Genomic DNA, 16,122 nt, shown 5'->3' on the forward strand with positions numbered 1-16,122 from the left:
ACGGGTCAGCTTTTCATGCTGTCCCAGAAGCCCTTGACCTTGCCGAAGAAACTGTCGGCTTCCGGATGGTTGTCGGCAGACAGCCCTTCGAATTCCTTCAGCAGCGCCTTCTGCCGGGTGGTCAGGTTGACCGGAGTTTCGATGGCCATCTCGATGAACATGTCGCCCTGTCCGCCCCCGCGCAACGCGGGCATGCCCTTGCCGCGCAGGCGCATCTGCCGGCCCGACTGACTTCCGGCGGGCACTTTCACCCGGCTGCGGCCGCCATCAATGGTGGGCACCTCGACATCGCCGCCCAGGGCGGCTGTGGCCATCGGCACCGGCACCCGGCAATACAGGTTCACACCGTCGCGCTGGAACAGATTGTGCTCGGCCACCTCGATGAAGATGTAGAGGTCCCCCGTGGGACCGCCGCGCATCCCGGCCTCGCCCTCGCCGGCAAGGCGAATGCGGGTGCCGGTTTCGACGCCGGCGGGGATGTTCACCGACAGCGCGCGTTCCTTCTCGGTCCGGCCCTGGCCATGACAGGCAGGGCAGGGGTTCTTGATGATCTGGCCAAGCCCGGAACAGGTCGGGCAGGTGCGTTCAACGGTGAAGAACCCTTGCTGCGCCCGTACCTTGCCCATGCCGGAACAGGTCGGGCAGGTCACCGGCTCGGCGCCACCCTCGGCGCCGGTGCCGCTGCACGATCCACAGGTCACGGCGGTGGGGACGGTGATGGTCTTTTGCAGGCCGCGATAGGCGTCTTCCAGCGAGATCCGCAGATTGTAGCGCAGGTCGGCCCCGCGCGCGGCGCGCTGGCGTCCGCCGCCACGTCCGCCGCCGCCCATGAAATCGCCGAACAGATCGTCGAACACATCCGAGAAGGCCGAGGCAAAATCGCCCTGCCCGCCGGGATGCCCGCCACGCGGTCCGCCGCCGCCGCCCATGCCGCCTTCAAAGGCTGCATGGCCGAAACGGTCATAGGCCGCTTTCTTCTCGGCGTCCTTCAGAACCTCGTAAGCCTCGTTGGCTTCCTTGAACTTGCCCTCGGCATTCGGGTCGCCGGTATTCCGGTCGGGGTGAAATTCCTTGGCCTTCTTGCGATAGGCCTTCTTGATTTCGTCCGCCGATGCGCCGCGCGCGACCCCGAGAACGTCGTAGTAGTCGCGTTTTGCCATTTGCGCAGTCCTCTTTCACAACACAGAACCGGCCCCACCCGAGGGGCAGGACCGGTCCAGGCGTCACATGGCGCTTAACCGCGCTTGCTGTTGTCCAGATCCTCGAAGTCGGCGTCGACGATATCGTCATCCACACCAGAGGGTTCGTCGGCCCCGTCCGGGGCCGCTTCGCCGGACTGTTCCTGCTGCGCCTTGTAGATGGCCTCGCCCAGCTTCATCGAAGCTTCGGTCACGTTCTGGATGCCCGAGCGGATCTTGCCCGCGTCTTCGGTCTCCAGCGCTTCCTCAAGCGCGCCAATGGCCAGTTCGATCGCCTCGACCGTGGTCGGATCGACCTTGTCGGTATGTTCTTCCAGCGACTTCTTGGTCGAATGGATGAGGCTTTCGGCCTGGTTCTTGGCCTCGACCACCTCCTTGCGCTCCTTGTCGGCCTCGGCATTGGCCTCGGCGTCGCGGACCATTTGGTCGATCTCGTCGTCGGACAGACCGCCGGACGCCTGGATGGTGATGTTCTGCTCCTTGCCGGTGCCCTTGTCCTTGGCGCTGACCGCAACGATGCCGTCGGCGTTGATGTCGAAGGTCACTTCGATCTGGGGCAGACCGCGCGGGGCCGGCGGGATGTCTTCCAGGTTGAACTGGGCAAGCATCTTGTTGTCGCCAGCCATTTCCCGCTCGCCCTGGAACACGCGGATGGTCACCGCGTTCTGGTTGTCCTCGGCGGTCGAGAAGACCTGAGACTTCTTCGTCGGGATCGTGGTGTTGCGGTCGATCAGGCGGGTGAAGACACCGCCCAGGGTTTCGATGCCCAGCGACAGCGGGGTCACGTCCAGCAGGACCACGTCCTTGACGTCGCCCTGCAGAACACCGGCCTGAATGGCGGCGCCCATGGCGACAACCTCATCCGGGTTCACACCCTTGTGCGGCTCCTTACCGAAGAACTTGGTCACTTCTTCCATGACCTTCGGCATCCGGGTCATGCCGCCGACCAGAACCACCTCGTCGATGTCCGAGGTCGACAGACCGGCGTCTTTCAGCGCGGCCTGGCACGGCTTCATCGAGGCCTTGATCAGATCGCCGACAAGGCTCTCCAGCTTGGCGCGGGTCAGCTTCATCACCATGTGCAGCGGCTGGCCGCCGTTGGGGTCCATCGAGATGAACGGCTGGTTGATCTCGGTCTGGCTGGAGGACGACAGTTCGATCTTGGCCTTTTCCGCGGCTTCCTTCAGACGCTGCAGGGCCATCTTGTCCTTGGTCAGATCGACGCCGTTTTCCTTTTTGAACTGATCGGCCAGATAGTTCACGATCCGCATGTCGAAGTCTTCACCGCCCAGGAACGTGTCCCCGTTGGTGGATTTCACTTCGAACAACCCGTCATCGATTTCCAGGATGGTCACGTCGAAAGTGCCGCCGCCAAGGTCATAGACCGCGATGGTTTTGGCTTCTTTCTTGTCCAGACCATAGGCCAGGGCCGCGGCGGTCGGTTCGTTGATGATCCGCAGCACTTCCAGACCGGCGATCTTGCCGGCATCCTTGGTGGCCTGACGCTGGGCGTCGTTGAAATAGGCCGGGACGGTGATGACCGCCTGGGTCACTTCCTCGCCCAGATAGCTTTCGGCGGTTTCCTTCATCTTCTGCAGGATGAAGGCCGAGATCTGGCTGGGGGAATATTTTTCGCCACGGGCTTCGACCCATGCGTCGCCGTTGCCGCCGTTGATCACGGTGAACGGCAGGTTCTTCATGTCTTTCTTCAGGTTCTCGTCATCGAACCGGCGGCCGATCAGGCGCTTCACACCGAAGATGGTGTTGTCCGGGTTGGTGACGGCCTGACGCTTGGCCGGCTGGCCGGCAAGACGTTCGTTTTCGGTGAATGCAACGATGGACGGGGTGGTGCGGGCACCTTCGGCGTTTTCAATAACGCGGGCTTGCGACCCATCCATGATAGCGACGCAAGAGTTGGTGGTCCCGAGGTCGATACCGATCACTTTGGCCATGTGTATGTACCTTCTTTCTTTGGCGATGTTTGGGGACGGCCCGAGAAGCGGCGCCTGTCCCCGATCCCTAACTTGATGCCGGTGTTCCGGCTGACTGGGCAGTATATAGGTGGCGTATCTTTGGGCTGCAAGCGACGCATGGCGCAGGAAAACCGGTGAATGCGGGGAAATTTGCGGCCAATGTGCGGGGAAATGGCGCGGAGGGGGGCGAAATGCCCGAACTGGATCTGAACGGGGTGCGCCTGCTGCCCGGCCATCTGGACGCCAAGGCGCAAGCGGCGCTGGTGGGCACGGTGCGCCGCATCTGCGCCGCGGCACCCTTGATGCAGCACGTCACACCGCGCGGCCAACCGCTGTCGGTGCGGATGACGGCGGCGGGACAGGTCGGCTGGATCAGTGACAGGCAAGGCTATCGCTATGCCGCGCGACACCCCGGCGGCACCGACTGGCCGCCGATCCCCGACTTGCTGCTGCGGCTGTGGGCCGATCTGCTGCCAGAAGCCCGCGCGCCGGAATGCTGCCTTGTGAATTTCTACGGCGAGGGCGCCCGCATGGGCCTGCATCAGGACCGCGACGAGGCCGATCTGAGCCAGCCGGTGCTGTCGGTCTCGCTGGGCGACGACGGCTTGTTCCGGGTGGGCGGCACCGCGCGCGGCGGCAAGACCCGTTCGGTCTGGCTGAAATCGGGCGACGTGGCGATCCTGCAAGGAGCGGGACGGCTGGCCTATCACGGCGTCGACCGCATCCGTTTCGGCAGTTCTCCGCTGTTGGCGCAGGGCGGTCGGCTCAACCTGACCTTGCGCGTGGTGACCTGAGCCGCGATGCTGCGCCGAATGCGCCCAAATTCGCAGTCCGCGCTTGTCGTCGGCGCAAACGCGGGGAACAAGGGGGCCAGTGGATAGCGTGGAGTGGTACTGATGGATTTTGGTAAACTGGAAACGGAAATGCGCCGTCTGGCTCTGGAAGCCGGCGATGTGATCATGGAGATCTACGGGCGCGAGGATTTCGACGTGAAGGCGAAATCCGACGACAGCCCGGTGACCGAGGCCGACGAGGCCGCCGATGCGCTGATCTCGGCCGGGCTGCGGGCCGCTTTCCCCGATGTGCTGCTGGTGACCGAGGAACAGGCCGCCTCGCACAGCGAATCCGCCTCCAGCTTCCTGATTGTCGATCCGCTGGACGGCACCAAGGAATTCGTCAAGCGGCGCGGCGATTTCACCGTGAATATTGCCTATGTGGAAAACGGGGTGCCGATCCGGGGCGTGGTCTATGCGCCGGCCAAGGATCGCCTGTTCTATACCGATGCCAGCGGCAAGACGGTCGAGGAGGCCGCGCCTTTCGCCAAGGATGCCAAGGGCGCGGTGACCGAAGTTTCGGTCAAGACCCCGGACAATTCCGCGCTGCTGGTGGTGGCGTCGAAAAGCCACCGCGATCAGGCCACCGACGACTATATCGCCAAATACAATGTGGCCGACATGAAAAGCGCGGGTTCGTCGCTGAAGCTGTGCCTTGTGGCCACCGGCGAGGCGGACATCTATCCGCGCCTTGGCCGCACGATGGAATGGGACACCGCCGCCGGGCAGGCGGTGCTGATGGGTGCGGGCGGCAAGATGATCCGTTTCGATAACCACGCCCCGTTCACCTATGGTAAACCGGGGTATGAGAATCCATTCTTCATCGCCCATGCGCCGGGCGTGGACCTGAAGGAAGCCTGATCGCCCATGTCCGTCGTCATTGTCATTCCGGCCCGCTATGCCTCGACCCGCTATCCGGGCAAGCCGCTGGTCCTGCTGCACGGGCCCGATGGCAGCGCCAAGAGCCTGATCCAAAGATCGTGGGAAGCCGCCTCGGCGGTCTCGGGCATCGACCGCGTCGTGGTCGCCACCGATGACGACCGCATCCGCGCGGCGGCGGAGGCGTTTGGCGCCGAGGTGGTGATGACCGCCGAAAGCTGCGCCAATGGCACCGAACGCTGCGCCGATGCGCTGGAGCGTATGGGCGGCGGGGCCGAGATCGTGGTCAACCTGCAGGGCGATGCGCCGCTGACGCCTGCATGGTTCGTCGAGGATCTGGTTGCAGGGCTTCAGGCCGCGCCCGATTTCAAGGTGGCGACCCCGGTGCTGCGCTGTGACGGCGCGGCGCTGTCGGGGTTTCGCGCCGATCGCCGGGCCGGACGGGTCGGCGGCACCACGGCGGTGTTCGATCGCGATCACCGGGCATTGTATTTCTCGAAGGAAGTGATCCCCTACACCTCGGCGGACTATGCGGATACGGCGGACACGCCGGTGTTTCATCACGTGGGCTGCTACGCCTATCGCCCGGACGCGCTGACCGCCTATGGTCAGTTGCCCGAAGGGCGGCTGGAAGCATTGGAGGGGCTTGAGCAATTGCGCTTTATCGAAAACGGCTGGCCCGTGCTCTGTGTCGAGGTCGAAGGCCGCGGCCGGGCGTTCTGGGAACTGAACAACCCGGAAGATGTTCCGCGAATCGAATCCATGCTTAAATTGATTGGATAACGTGGGGTCTTGTCAGTCCTGCGGGTGTCGGATGAAATGGGGCGTCTCGTTGACGCGGAACTCGGTTCGGACGTGCAGCCGCAGAAAGTTGTCATAAAAGCAGAGTAGTCCCTTGCCGGGTCGGGAGTACCGAACTTGCAACGGGGTGGGCCGCAGGTCATCATTTACACGCGGTCGTTAAGGTAAAGGAATGGGTATAGCTATGACGCGTAAGGTCACCAAAGCCGTGTTTCCGGTGGCCGGAATGGGAACAAGGTTCCTGCCGGCAACGAAATCGATCCCCAAGGAAATCATGACTCTGGTGGACCAGCCGTTGATCCAGTACGCGATCGACGAGGCGCGCGCTGCGGGCATCACCGACTTCATCTTCGTGACCTCGCGCGGGAAATCCGCGCTCGAGGACTATTTCGACGGCGCGCCGCTACTGGAGCAGACCCTGAAGGAAAAGGGCAAGACCAAGCTGCTGAAGGCGCTGCACAAGACCGACATGCCGTCCGGTGCGATTTCGTATGTGCGCCAGCGCGAGGCGCTGGGGCTGGGCCATGCGGTCTGGTGTGCCCGCCGGCTGATCGGGGATGAACCCTTTGCTGTACTGCTGCCCGACGACGTGATTGACAGCGAAACCCCCTGCCTAGAGCAGATGGTCGACGCTTATGAGCACACCGGCGGTTGCATGGTCGCGGCCATGGAAGTGCCGCATGAAAAGATATCCTCCTATGGCGTGCTCGACGTGGCCGACGACAGTGGTGCCACCGTGTCGGTGAAAGGCATGGTCGAAAAACCCAGGGCCGAAAACGCGCCGTCGAACCTCGCGGTCATTGGCCGCTACATCCTGTCGCCCGCGGTTCTGGACAGTCTCAACGACATGAAGATGGGCGCCGGGGGCGAGATCCAGCTGACCGACGCCATCGCCGCGCAGATCAACACCGCCGAAGGCGTGCACGGCCACCGCTTCAACGGCCAGCGATTCGACTGCGGATCGAAAGCGGGTTTCCTGCAAGCGACCGTGGCCTTCGGTCTGGCCCGCGAAGAACTGTGCGACGAATTCCGCGCCTTCCTGCACGAATACCTCGCCATCCGCAGCGCCGCCGAATAATCCCGGCGCAGCGCCGGGCATGAAAAAACCGCCGTGGCATCCGCGGCGGTTTTCCTGTGTCTGGGCTGCGCTTGCGCGTCAGGCGGCCTTGGATTCCTCGGCGCCCGCCAGGATCGTGTACAGGATCGACGGGTCGTCGTTGGCCCGCAATTGCGCCTGGATCTTGGGGTTGCGCAGCGCCCGCGACACGACGGCCAGCGCCTTGAGGTGCTGGACGCCGCTGTTTTCCGGCGCGAACAGGGCAAAGACCAGATCCACCGGCTGATGATCGACCGAGTCGAATGGCAGGGGGCGTTCCAGCTTCATGAAGGCGCCGACAACCTTGTCCAGACCATCCATGCGGGCATGGGGAAGGGCGATGCCGCCCCCCACGCCGGTCGGGCCGATGCTTTCCCTGTCCAGCAGGGCATCGACCGCATCATCCGGACACAACCCATAGACGGATGCCGAAAGATCACTGAGATCGCGCAGGAGTTTCTTCTTGCTGGACATGCCAGCCACCACCTTCACGGCCTCGGGGTTCAGTAGGGATCCTAGAGTCATGCCTTGGGCTTTTCCTTCCCGCTGCTGAGCGGTCTCTGATGTCACGCGGGGGCGGTGCTGGGCTCGATCCAGCCGATGTTGCCGTCCTCGCGACGGTACACGACGTTCACGCCATCCGTCCCTTCGTTGCGGAACACCAGCACCGGCGCTTCGGCCAGTTCCATCTGCATCACCGCTTCGCCCACCGAGATCGACGGGATGCGGGTTTGCATCTCGGCGATGATGACCGGGGTCAGCGAGTCAGGCTCCGAGTCTTCGGTGCTGTCATCCGCCGCGATCACATAGGACGAACCGCCGATCACATCAACCGGTTGTTGACGATCCTTGTGGTGGTCTTTCAGGCGGCGCTTGTAGCGGCGCAGCTGCTTTTCCATCTTCTCGCCGCAGGAATCGAACGCGGGATAGATGTCGAAGGCATGGGCCTTGGCCTGCACCGTCAGCCCGGTCGAGAGGTGAATGGTCGCCTCGCATTGAAACTCCTGAGCGTTCTTGGAGAAGACGATCACCGCATCGGTCGGACGTTCGGCATACTTGTCCAGAAGGCCCGTCATTTCGGTCTTCACATAGGTTTGCAGCGCATCGCCAATGTCGATTTGTTTCCCGGTGATCTGATAACGCATGTTACCTCCAGTGCGTTGCGGCATCCCGGTTCCCGGCTCAACAGGGCTATCGCCCGGTTGGTAAAGGAACTGTAAACGCCAGTGTCAAAACTGACTGCGGCCCGGTTAGGGGACCCGACAACTTTGGTCGGATCCAAGGCGCGAGGCAAGCAAGATGAAGCATATCGGACCTTCAGAGGTCAGACATTGCCCCAAGTCAAACTGCGCTCGGATACCTGTCATTCGCCGGCCGAAACTCAATCAATGCGGAATCCTTCTCCCAGGTAGACCCGGCGGACATTTTCGTTCTGAACAACGTCTGTCGTCGACCCGCTCATCAGAACCTTGCCGTCATGGAGTATATAGGCACGGTCGACAATTTCCAAAGTCTCGCGGACATTGTGGTCGGTGATCAGCACGCCGATCCCGCGGGTTTTCAGTTGCGAAACAAGGGCCCGGATGTCGCCGACGGCGATGGGATCGACCCCGGCAAAGGGTTCGTCCATCAGCACATACCGGGGATCTGCGGCCAGGCAGCGGGCGATTTCGACCCGGCGACGCTCGCCCCCCGACAAGGACAGGGCGCGGGACCGGCGCAGGTGTTCGATGGAAAATTCCGACAGGAGTTCCTCAAGCCGTTCGCGCCGAGTGGTGCGGTCGGGCGTCGCAATCTCCAGAATCGACAGGATGTTGTCTTCCACGTTCAGCCCGCGGAAGATGCTGACCTCCTGCGGCAAATAGCCGATTCCCATGCGGGCGCGGCGGTACATGGGCAGCAGCGTCACGTCCTGGCCATCCAGGATGACCTTCCCGCCTTCGGGCGTCACCAGCCCGGCGATGGCGTAGAAACAGGTGGTCTTGCCCGAGCCGTTCGGCCCCAGAAGCGCCACAACCTCGCCGCGCTTCAGATCCAGCGAGACATCGCGGATCACCGGTCGTTTGCGATAGCTCTTGCGCAGGCCGACCACATGCAGCCCCATGTCGCCGTCGGTCGTCACCAATTGCGGGTCTGGCATTTTCGCGGAACGGGGCGCGATCACGGCTGCTCGTCCTGCGGTTGCAGGATGGTGCGGACCCGGCCCGCGACCTGGCCGATGCCGGTTTCCAGATCCACCACCAGCCGCTCTCCGGCGACGGTGTTGGCGCCCTGGGTCAGCAGCACGTTGCCGGTCATCACCACTTCGTTGGTCAGGGGGGTATATATCGCCTCGTCGCCCTCGGCGGCCTCTTCCGGGGTCACCAGAAGCACATCATCGCGCGCGGTTATGGTCTTGATGTCGCTGCCCAGCGAGCCGTCTTCCAGCACCACGTATTCCACCAGAACCCATTGTGCCGACAGCCGCATGTCGCCCTGCACCGCCACCACGTTGCCGGTGAACAGCGCGGTGCCGGCATCGCGGGTCAGATCGAGCTGGTCCGAGGTGACCTCGACCGGGGCATCAGGATCGGCATTGCGGAACCCGCCCGTGGCCACGCTGGTCTGCGCGGCGACGGGCTGCGCCAGGCCCAAGGCGACCAGTCCCAGGATAATCCGAAAATGTCGTCGCATGGCCTACCCCCGCCGTTCCCCTCAGGGGATGTATACCAGTCGCACGCCACCCGTGAAGAGCATCCGCGTGCGCGTGTCGTCCTCGGGATCGGTAAACACTTCCATCCGGCCCGCGTCCAGTGTTCCCAGCGGCCCGTCGGCCGAGATCGGCGTAAGGGTTCGCATATAGGTCAGGTCCGAGCGCAACTCCAGTGCATCGGTGCGGATGCGGTAGCCGTCCGAGGTCAGGATCAGCACGTCCTCGGTCAGGCGCGACACCATGTTGATGTCATCCATGACCCCGGTGCGCGAGGTGATCTCGTAGGTCTGTGCATCCTGTGTCAGCAGTTCGGCGAACAGATCCGTACCATGAGTTACGCGCGGCAGATCCTCGTCGGGCAACAGTGCCTTGGCAGTGATCTTGACCTCGGCCCCGTCCGCGGTGACCGAGGCATGCACCGGCGAACCCAGCCGCTGCTGGTCTGCCAGTTCGGACACGGAATCGTCGGCAAAGCGCAGGGCCTCGCCCTCGGGCGGGGTGCGGGCCAGCAGGAACAGGGTCGACATCAGGCCGATCGCCCCGAGCGGCAGCAGGATCTTTGCCGCCACCACCAGCCGGGAATAGGTGTTCCCGTGCGTGCTCACGGATCAGACGACCCCGGCACGCAGACAGTCGTGGATGGTCAGGATGCCCACGGCGCGGGCCGATTCCGTGCCATCGACCACGAACAGGCTGGTGATCTTGCGCTCTTCCATCATGTGCACCGCTTCCTCGGCCAGAACCTGCGGTGGCACGGTCTTGGGGTTGGCGGTCATCACGGTCTCGGCGGTCTGGCCCAGCAGCCCGTCCATGTGGCGCCGCAAGTCGCCGTCGGTGATGACGCCCACAAGGGCACCGCCCGCATCGGTCACGCCGACCACGCCAAAGCCCTTCTGGCTCATGATGACCAGCGCTTCGGTCATTGGGGTTGTCTGCGCGACCAGCGGGATCTTCTCGCCGGTGTTCATCAGGTCGGCCACTTTTGACAGTTGCGCGCCCAGCTTGCCGCCGGGATGGAATTTGCGGAAATCCTGCGGCGTGAAATCGCGATGTTCCATCAGCGCCACGGCCAGCGCATCGCCCAAAACAAGGGTCATGGTGGTCGACGAGGTCGGTACGATGCCGGTGCCGCAGGCTTCGGGCGCTTGCGGCAGCACCAGCGCCACATCGGACTGGCGCAGCAGCGTGCTGTCGGGGCGGCTGGCAACGCCGATCAGCGGAATGCCGAAGCGGCGGGTGTGGGCGATCATGTCGGCCAGTTCCGGGGTTTCGCCGGAATTGGACAGCATCATCACCACGTCGCCTTCGGCCAGCATGCCCAGGTCACCGTGGCTGGCTTCCGCCGGATGCACGAAATGCGACGGCGTGCCGGTCGAGGCCAGCGTGGCCGCGATCTTGCGCGCGATATGGCCCGATTTGCCCATGCCCGAGACGATGACCCGGCCCGAGGCTTCCAGCAGCAACGAGACCGCCGCACCGAAGCTGTCATCCAGCGCGTCATCAAGCTGTCGCAGTGCTTCGGTTTCAATGCCAATGACGCGGTGGCCGGTGTCCAGAAAGGCGTGTGTATCCTGTGTCATGCGTGCGCGAATATATCCGTGTCGGGCCAGCCCTCCAGATCAAGCCGGGCCCGTGTGGGCAGGAAGTCGAAGCAGGCCTGTGCCAGCTTGGTGCGGTCTTCGCGCGCAAGCCGTTCGTCCAGCTTCTCGCGCAGGGCGTGCAGGTGCAGCACGTCTGAGGCAGCATAGTCCAACTGGGCGTCGGTCAGGGTCTTGGCCCCCCAGTCGCTGGTCTGCTGCTGCTTCGAGATATCGACACTGAGCAGTTCGTTTACAAGGTTCCGCAAGCCGTGGCGGTCCGTATAGGTGCGCACCAGCCGGGAGGCGATCTTGGTGCAATAGACCGGGGCCGCCAGCGCGCCGAACGCGTGATACATGGCGGCAATGTCGAAACGGCCGAAGTGAAACAGCTTCAGCACGGTCGGGTCGCGCAGCATCCGGGCAATGTTCGGTGCCTCGGTCTGGCCCTTGGCGATCTGCACCAGATGCGCATTGCCGTCGCCGCCCGACATCTGGATCACGCACAGCCGGTCGCGGTGCGGGTTCAGCCCCATGGTCTCGCAGTCGATGGCCACCACGGGCCCAAGGTCCAGCCCATCGGGGAGGTCGTTCTGGTAAAGGTGGTTTGCCACGGTCAGCCCTTCGTCGTTTTCCGGATCGGTAGTCCACCACGCCCGCCATGTCAAAACATTGGCGGTATTTCGGGCTTTTGGCACACAGCGTCCGGGCCGGGGCCGAAACGGGTCGGCCCCGGCATGGGGGAACGGATGGCTGGCGCGGCTAGTGCGCCGGCTTGATGAAGGTGCCGTTGCGCAGGTCGCGCATGGCGGTCATCAGCTCCTCGCGGGTGTTCATCACGATGGGGCCGTGCCAGGCCACCGGCTCCTGGATCGGCGCGCCCGACACCAGCAGGAAGCGCACGCCCTCGGGGCCCGCCTGCACCGTGACCTCGTCCCCGGTGCCGAAGCGGATCAGGGTGCGGTTGCCGGACAGGTCGCGAATGTTCACCTCTTCGCCGCTGACCTCTTTCTCCAGCAAAACACCGGTAGGGGCCGAGGCATCGGCAAAGGCCGCCGATCCGTCGAAGACATAGGCGAAGGCCCGGCGATAGGTGTCGACCTTGAAGGTCTTCTTCACCCCGGCGGGCACGAAGATGTCCAGGTACTGCGGATCGGCGGCAATGCCGTCCACCGGTCCGCGCTTGCCCCAGAATTCACCGATGATGACCTTCACACGGGTGCCGTCGTCGTCGATCACCTCGGGAATATCCGCCCCCTTCACATCCTGATAGCGCGGGGCGGTCATCTTCAGGCTGGACGGCAGGTTGGCCCACAGCTGGAAACCGTGCATCTGCCCCTGCGCGTTGCCCTGCGGCATCTCCTGATGCAGGATGCCCGACCCGGCGGTCATCCATTGCACATCGCCCGCGCCCAGCGTGCCGGTGTTGCCCAGGCTGTCGCCATGGTCCACCGTGCCGTTGAGCACATAGGTGATGGTTTCGATGCCGCGATGCGGATGCCACGGAAAGCCCTTCAGGAAGTCCTCGGGGCGGTCGTTGCGGAAGTCGTCGAACAGAAGGAATGGATCCAGCTCCTCGGGATCCTGAAATCCGAAAGCGCGATGCAGTTTGACGCCGGCCCCTTCGAGGGTGGGCACGGCCTTGCGTTGATTTGCGACAGGTCTGATGGACATGAGCCTATCTCCTTTCCCTAGGGAAGATAGGGCGCGATCGGTCTGCGCTCAATGGCACAGGGTGTGCTGGGATGCGCGTTGTCTGTGCGCCTGTGCGAGGTGGTCGACACCGTCTGGGACTATTGCGGCTTGCGGGCCGTGACGATGTGGGCCGTGGCGGGGAACTCTGCCTGTCCGGATGCCCTGCGATACTTGAAAAGCCTGCTATCCGAGATATCGAGCACCGCTTCAATCGTTTGTTCATCAAGATGGATGCCGAACAGGGGCAGCCAGCCACGCAACTCGCCTTCGACGATGGTGCGTGGATTTTGGAATCGGGCCGTTTCGGTCCGTGTCGCCACAGAAACCTGGTCGTATCCCGCTTCGGAAAGGGGGTTGGTCACACTCACCGGATCGCCCATGCAGAAGGGCAGTCGCACCGCATCGGCGGCCTCCGAGGAAATCGTTTCCTTCAGAATGCGCACCACCTCCGCATAGGCCGGGTTCTTTTCGACCGAGTCCCAGACGGCCACGCTCAGGGTGCCGCCCGGTTTGGTGACCCGGTGCATTTCCTGGGCCGCTGCGGCCAGGTCGCGAAAGAACATCATCCCGAACTGGGAAATCACGCTGTCGAATTCGGCCTGGGCAAAAGGCAGGTCTTCGGCCTGTCCCGCGACCCATTCGATTTGCGGGGCAATCTCGCGGGCGGTGGCCAGCATGCCGGGCGCCGGGTCCAGACCGACCACGCGTCCTGAAGTGCCGCACAGGGCATAGACGTCGCGCGTCAGCACGCCGGTACCGCAGGCAACATCCAGAACATGGCTGGTGTCGGTAATGCCGGCCCCCGCAATCACATGGTGGGTCCAGGGCGCAAACAGCGCCGGAACGAAAAGCGCCTCGTATCCTCTGCCGGCCTCAAGCTCTTTCTGGGTAGGGTCTGTCATCTCTCCCCCGCTGCCGCGATTTCGGATGTGACAAGGAGAAGTCTAGCAAATTTCGGGCCGCGCGGGAACTGTGACGGGCATCGGTGCGCTGCGCCATACCAAAAGGCCCGGCGCAGGGGCCGGGCCTTGAAGATTGAGACCGAAAGCCGGGCCTACACCCAGGGGCGCGCGGCGCTGGCATTGGCTTCGAAGGCGTCGATGGCGGCGACCTTTTCGAAGGTCAGGCCGATGTCGTCCAGACCGTTCAGCAGGCAATGCTTGCGGAAAGGGTCCAGATCGAAGGTCAGGGTGCCGCCGTCGGGGCCCTTGATCGTCTGGTTTTCCAGATCGACCGAGATGGTGGCATTGGCGCCGCGCTGGGCGTCGTCCATCAGCTTGTCCACGTCTTCCTGCGGCAGCACGATCGGTAGGATGCCGTTCTTGAAGCAGTTGTTGTAGAAGATGTCGGCAAAGCTGGGGGCGATCACCACGCGGATGCCGAAATCCAGCAGCGCCCAGGGCGCGTGCTCGCGCGAGGAACCGCAGCCGAAGTTGTCGCCAGACACAAGGATTTGCGCGTTTCGGTACTGCGGCTTGTTGAGCACGAAATCGGGAATTTCCTTGCCATCGTCGTCATAGCGCATCTCGTCGAACAGATTCACGCCCAGACCCGACCGCTTGATCGTCTTCAGGAACTGCTTGGGGATGATCATGTCGGTATCGACATTGATCAATGGCAGCGGAGCGGCAACACTCTCGACGACCGTGAACTTTTCCATAGTAGAATCCTTGCTGCATTGCGTTATTCCGGGCAAGGGTTGCCCGGACGGCACCGCCAGACCTTCTGCCAAAAATCTGGTCCGGGGTCCAGCGCCGAGGAGGGTGCTGCAATGAACGGTTTTTCACGACACTGGATGTGGGCCACAATTCTGGCCGCCGCCGTAGGTGGCGCGGCCCAGGCCCAGACCCAGTATGACGAAGACAACGGCCGGCTTGAACTGCCGCTGTGGGAGTTGGGCATCGGCCTGACCGGACGGCAGACCGCCGAATATCCCGGCGCCAGCGACTACGCCACCCGCGTCGTTGCCTTTCCCTACATCGCCTATCGCGGCAAGTTCCTCGAGATCGGCGAACAGGACACCCTGCGCTTCATCCCGTTCCAGACCGAGCGATTCGAACTGGCGTTTTCCTTTGACGGAAACTCGGCGGTGGAACGGCGCAGCACCGAGTTGCATGGCGCCCTGCCGGATCTGGATGCGCTGGTCGAATTCGGGCCGGAATTCATCTGGCGCGCGGCCGAGATCGATCCGGTCTTCGGCGACCGCACCCTCGGCCGGGTGGAACTGGCCCTGCAGACCCGTGGCGCCTTTTCCGTCGGCTGGCCGCCCGAGTACGAGGGATTCGTCGTGCGCCCCGTGCTGCGCTATCGCCAGAACGGCGCGCTGAAGCCCGGCAGCCGGGTCGAGGCCGCCATCGGGCCGCTGTTCGGCACGCAGGGCATCAACGAATACTTCTATGCGGTGGATGACAGCAATGGCGACGGCTACAAGGCCAGCCACGGCTACATGGGCACCGAGATCACCGCCTCGATCCGCTATCCGGTGTCGCGCCGGGTGCGTCTGATCGGCGGCGTCGGTCTGGGGATACTGTCCGGTGCGGTCAGCGAGGACAGCCCGCTGTTCGAGAGCAATTTCAATGCCTCGGGCTACATCGGCTTCACCGCCAGCATTTTCCAAAGCAAGCGGCAGGCGCTGAAGGACCGCTAGGCGCGATCCCGGTTGGCGATGTCAGGAAGGTGCCGCCTTTGGCCCGCGGCAGGGCAGGGCGCGGCGGGACAGCCCGCCGCGCGCCGGATCACTTGCGGTGCGCGCGCACGAAGAAGGCCAGCGCGATCAGGCCCGAGCCGTTGAACAGCAGTTCGATGCCCAAAAGGATGCCCAGCAGGCTGACCGAGGCCACCGCGAAATTGGCGATGATATAGCCGGCCAGCAGCACCGACAGGGCGCCCGACAGCAGCATCGGCCAGAAGTACGGGGTCGATTTCATCCCCCAGGCCAACACCAGCCGCAGGATGCCGCTGGCGGCCAGCATGATCGTGACCAGCAGCGCCAGCGAGATCACGCCTTCCAGCGGGTTGGCGATGAAGGACACGCCGAGAAACAGCATCAGCACGCCCATGGCGACCGAGAAGATCTTGCGCCCGGTGCCCGCTTCCGACAGCCCCAGGAAGACTTGGATGCCGCCGAGGATCAGGAACAGGAGGCCAGTCACGATGGTCACCGCCATCGAGGCCGCGACCGCGTTGCCAAGGGCAAACAGCCCGAAGACCACCGACAGGATGCCGAGGATCAGCCATTTCGTCCAACTTTTCATGTCTTGGGTCTCCGGTTCGTTTTCTGGGTCAGGCGTCAGCCAGGGTGCGCACGTCAGTCAGCTTGCCTGTGACGGCGGCGGCGGCGGCCATGGCGGGGCTGAGCAGGTGGGTGCGTCCGCCCC

Annotated in this window: 18 protein-coding genes; 5 read left to right on the forward strand and 13 right to left on the reverse strand. The window is 63.7% G+C overall.

All coding sequences use genetic code 11. The features are described 5' to 3' along the window. Positions 1-5: 5 nt before the first annotated feature. Positions 6-1,160 (reverse strand): molecular chaperone DnaJ, encoded by a 1,155-nt coding sequence (gene dnaJ / locus AB0T83_RS15795; RefSeq protein ID WP_366194183.1) that lies wholly within the window; start codon positions 1,158-1,160, stop codon positions 6-8. A gap of 74 nt (positions 1,161-1,234) precedes the next feature. Then, a complete protein-coding gene (gene dnaK, locus AB0T83_RS15800) occupies positions 1,235-3,151 on the reverse strand; it encodes a molecular chaperone DnaK (RefSeq protein WP_366194184.1) in 1,917 nt (638 codons plus the stop codon). 212 nt (positions 3,152-3,363) lie between these two features. On the opposite strand from dnaK, the gene AB0T83_RS15805 reads away from it, so the two are divergent. From AB0T83_RS15805 to galU, 4 genes are all read left to right on the forward strand, one after another. After that, positions 3,364-3,966: an alpha-ketoglutarate-dependent dioxygenase AlkB gene (locus AB0T83_RS15805; RefSeq protein WP_366194185.1), complete on the forward strand. Its 603-nt coding sequence runs from the start codon at positions 3,364-3,366 to the stop codon at positions 3,964-3,966. A gap of 102 nt (positions 3,967-4,068) precedes the next feature. After that, the gene (gene cysQ / locus AB0T83_RS15810) at positions 4,069-4,866 is read left to right on the forward strand and encodes a 3'(2'),5'-bisphosphate nucleotidase CysQ (protein WP_366194186.1); all 798 of its coding nucleotides are present in this window, start codon (positions 4,069-4,071) and stop codon (positions 4,864-4,866) included. A gap of 6 nt (positions 4,867-4,872) precedes the next feature. Next, positions 4,873-5,667 carry a 3-deoxy-manno-octulosonate cytidylyltransferase gene (locus AB0T83_RS15815; protein ID WP_366194187.1) on the forward strand — a complete coding sequence of 265 codons (795 nt, stop codon included), beginning with the start codon at positions 4,873-4,875 and terminating at the stop codon, positions 5,665-5,667. Between the two features lie 202 nt (positions 5,668-5,869). Further along, the gene (gene galU / locus AB0T83_RS15820) at positions 5,870-6,763 is read left to right on the forward strand and encodes a UTP--glucose-1-phosphate uridylyltransferase GalU (protein ID WP_366194188.1); all 894 of its coding nucleotides are present in this window, start codon (positions 5,870-5,872) and stop codon (positions 6,761-6,763) included. Between the two features lie 78 nt (positions 6,764-6,841). Here the strand turns inward: galU and AB0T83_RS15825 are convergent, their stop codons facing one another. From AB0T83_RS15825 to leuD, 10 genes are all read right to left on the reverse strand, one after another. Continuing rightward, positions 6,842-7,306 (reverse strand): PTS sugar transporter subunit IIA, encoded by a 465-nt coding sequence (locus AB0T83_RS15825; RefSeq protein ID WP_366194189.1) that lies wholly within the window; start codon positions 7,304-7,306, stop codon positions 6,842-6,844. A gap of 41 nt (positions 7,307-7,347) precedes the next feature. Beyond that, positions 7,348-7,926, reverse strand: coding sequence for a ribosome hibernation-promoting factor, HPF/YfiA family (gene hpf, locus AB0T83_RS15830; protein WP_366194190.1), 579 nt, complete (start codon positions 7,924-7,926; stop codon positions 7,348-7,350). Between the two features lie 236 nt (positions 7,927-8,162). Then, complete coding sequence (gene lptB / locus AB0T83_RS15835; protein WP_366194200.1) at positions 8,163-8,921, reverse strand: LPS export ABC transporter ATP-binding protein; 759 nt, start codon at positions 8,919-8,921, stop codon at positions 8,163-8,165. 20 nt (positions 8,922-8,941) lie between these two features. After that, positions 8,942-9,454 (reverse strand): LptA/OstA family protein, encoded by a 513-nt coding sequence (locus tag AB0T83_RS15840; RefSeq protein WP_366194191.1) that lies wholly within the window; start codon positions 9,452-9,454, stop codon positions 8,942-8,944. Positions 9,455-9,475: 21 nt separating this feature from the next. Further along, complete coding sequence (lptC, locus tag AB0T83_RS15845) at positions 9,476-10,078, reverse strand: LPS export ABC transporter periplasmic protein LptC (RefSeq protein ID WP_366194192.1); 603 nt, start codon at positions 10,076-10,078, stop codon at positions 9,476-9,478. A gap of 3 nt (positions 10,079-10,081) precedes the next feature. Then, on the reverse strand, positions 10,082-11,053 hold the full coding sequence (locus AB0T83_RS15850; RefSeq protein ID WP_366194193.1) for a KpsF/GutQ family sugar-phosphate isomerase: 972 nt from the start codon (positions 11,051-11,053) through the stop codon (positions 10,082-10,084). After that, on the reverse strand, positions 11,050-11,664 hold the full coding sequence (locus AB0T83_RS15855) for a ribonuclease D (RefSeq protein WP_366194201.1): 615 nt from the start codon (positions 11,662-11,664) through the stop codon (positions 11,050-11,052). The genes AB0T83_RS15850 and AB0T83_RS15855 overlap by 4 nt, the downstream gene beginning before the upstream one ends. 148 nt (positions 11,665-11,812) lie before the next feature. Further along, positions 11,813-12,724 (reverse strand): pirin family protein, encoded by a 912-nt coding sequence (locus tag AB0T83_RS15860; RefSeq protein ID WP_366194194.1) that lies wholly within the window; start codon positions 12,722-12,724, stop codon positions 11,813-11,815. A 119-nt stretch (positions 12,725-12,843) separates the two neighbouring features. Continuing rightward, positions 12,844-13,647 carry a class I SAM-dependent methyltransferase gene (locus AB0T83_RS15865; RefSeq protein ID WP_366194195.1) on the reverse strand — a complete coding sequence of 268 codons (804 nt, stop codon included), beginning with the start codon at positions 13,645-13,647 and terminating at the stop codon, positions 12,844-12,846. A 152-nt stretch (positions 13,648-13,799) separates the two neighbouring features. Further along, positions 13,800-14,405, reverse strand: coding sequence for a 3-isopropylmalate dehydratase small subunit (leuD, locus tag AB0T83_RS15870; protein ID WP_366194196.1), 606 nt, complete (start codon positions 14,403-14,405; stop codon positions 13,800-13,802). A 111-nt stretch (positions 14,406-14,516) separates the two neighbouring features. Here leuD and AB0T83_RS15875 point away from each other — a divergent pair, with 111 nt between their 5' ends. Next, a complete protein-coding gene (locus AB0T83_RS15875; RefSeq protein ID WP_366194197.1) occupies positions 14,517-15,392 on the forward strand; it encodes a MipA/OmpV family protein in 876 nt (291 codons plus the stop codon). Positions 15,393-15,480: 88 nt separating this feature from the next. Here the strand turns inward: AB0T83_RS15875 and AB0T83_RS15880 are convergent, their stop codons facing one another. After that, entirely contained in the window at positions 15,481-15,999 is a 519-nt protein-coding gene (locus tag AB0T83_RS15880; protein ID WP_366194198.1) for an HdeD family acid-resistance protein, read from the reverse strand. Between the last annotated feature and the right edge of the window lie 123 nt (positions 16,000-16,122).

Origin of the sequence: Meridianimarinicoccus marinus (genome assembly GCF_040689105.1) — a bacterium.
GTDB classification, from domain to species: Bacteria; Pseudomonadota; Alphaproteobacteria; order Rhodobacterales; family Rhodobacteraceae; genus Meridianimarinicoccus; species Meridianimarinicoccus marinus.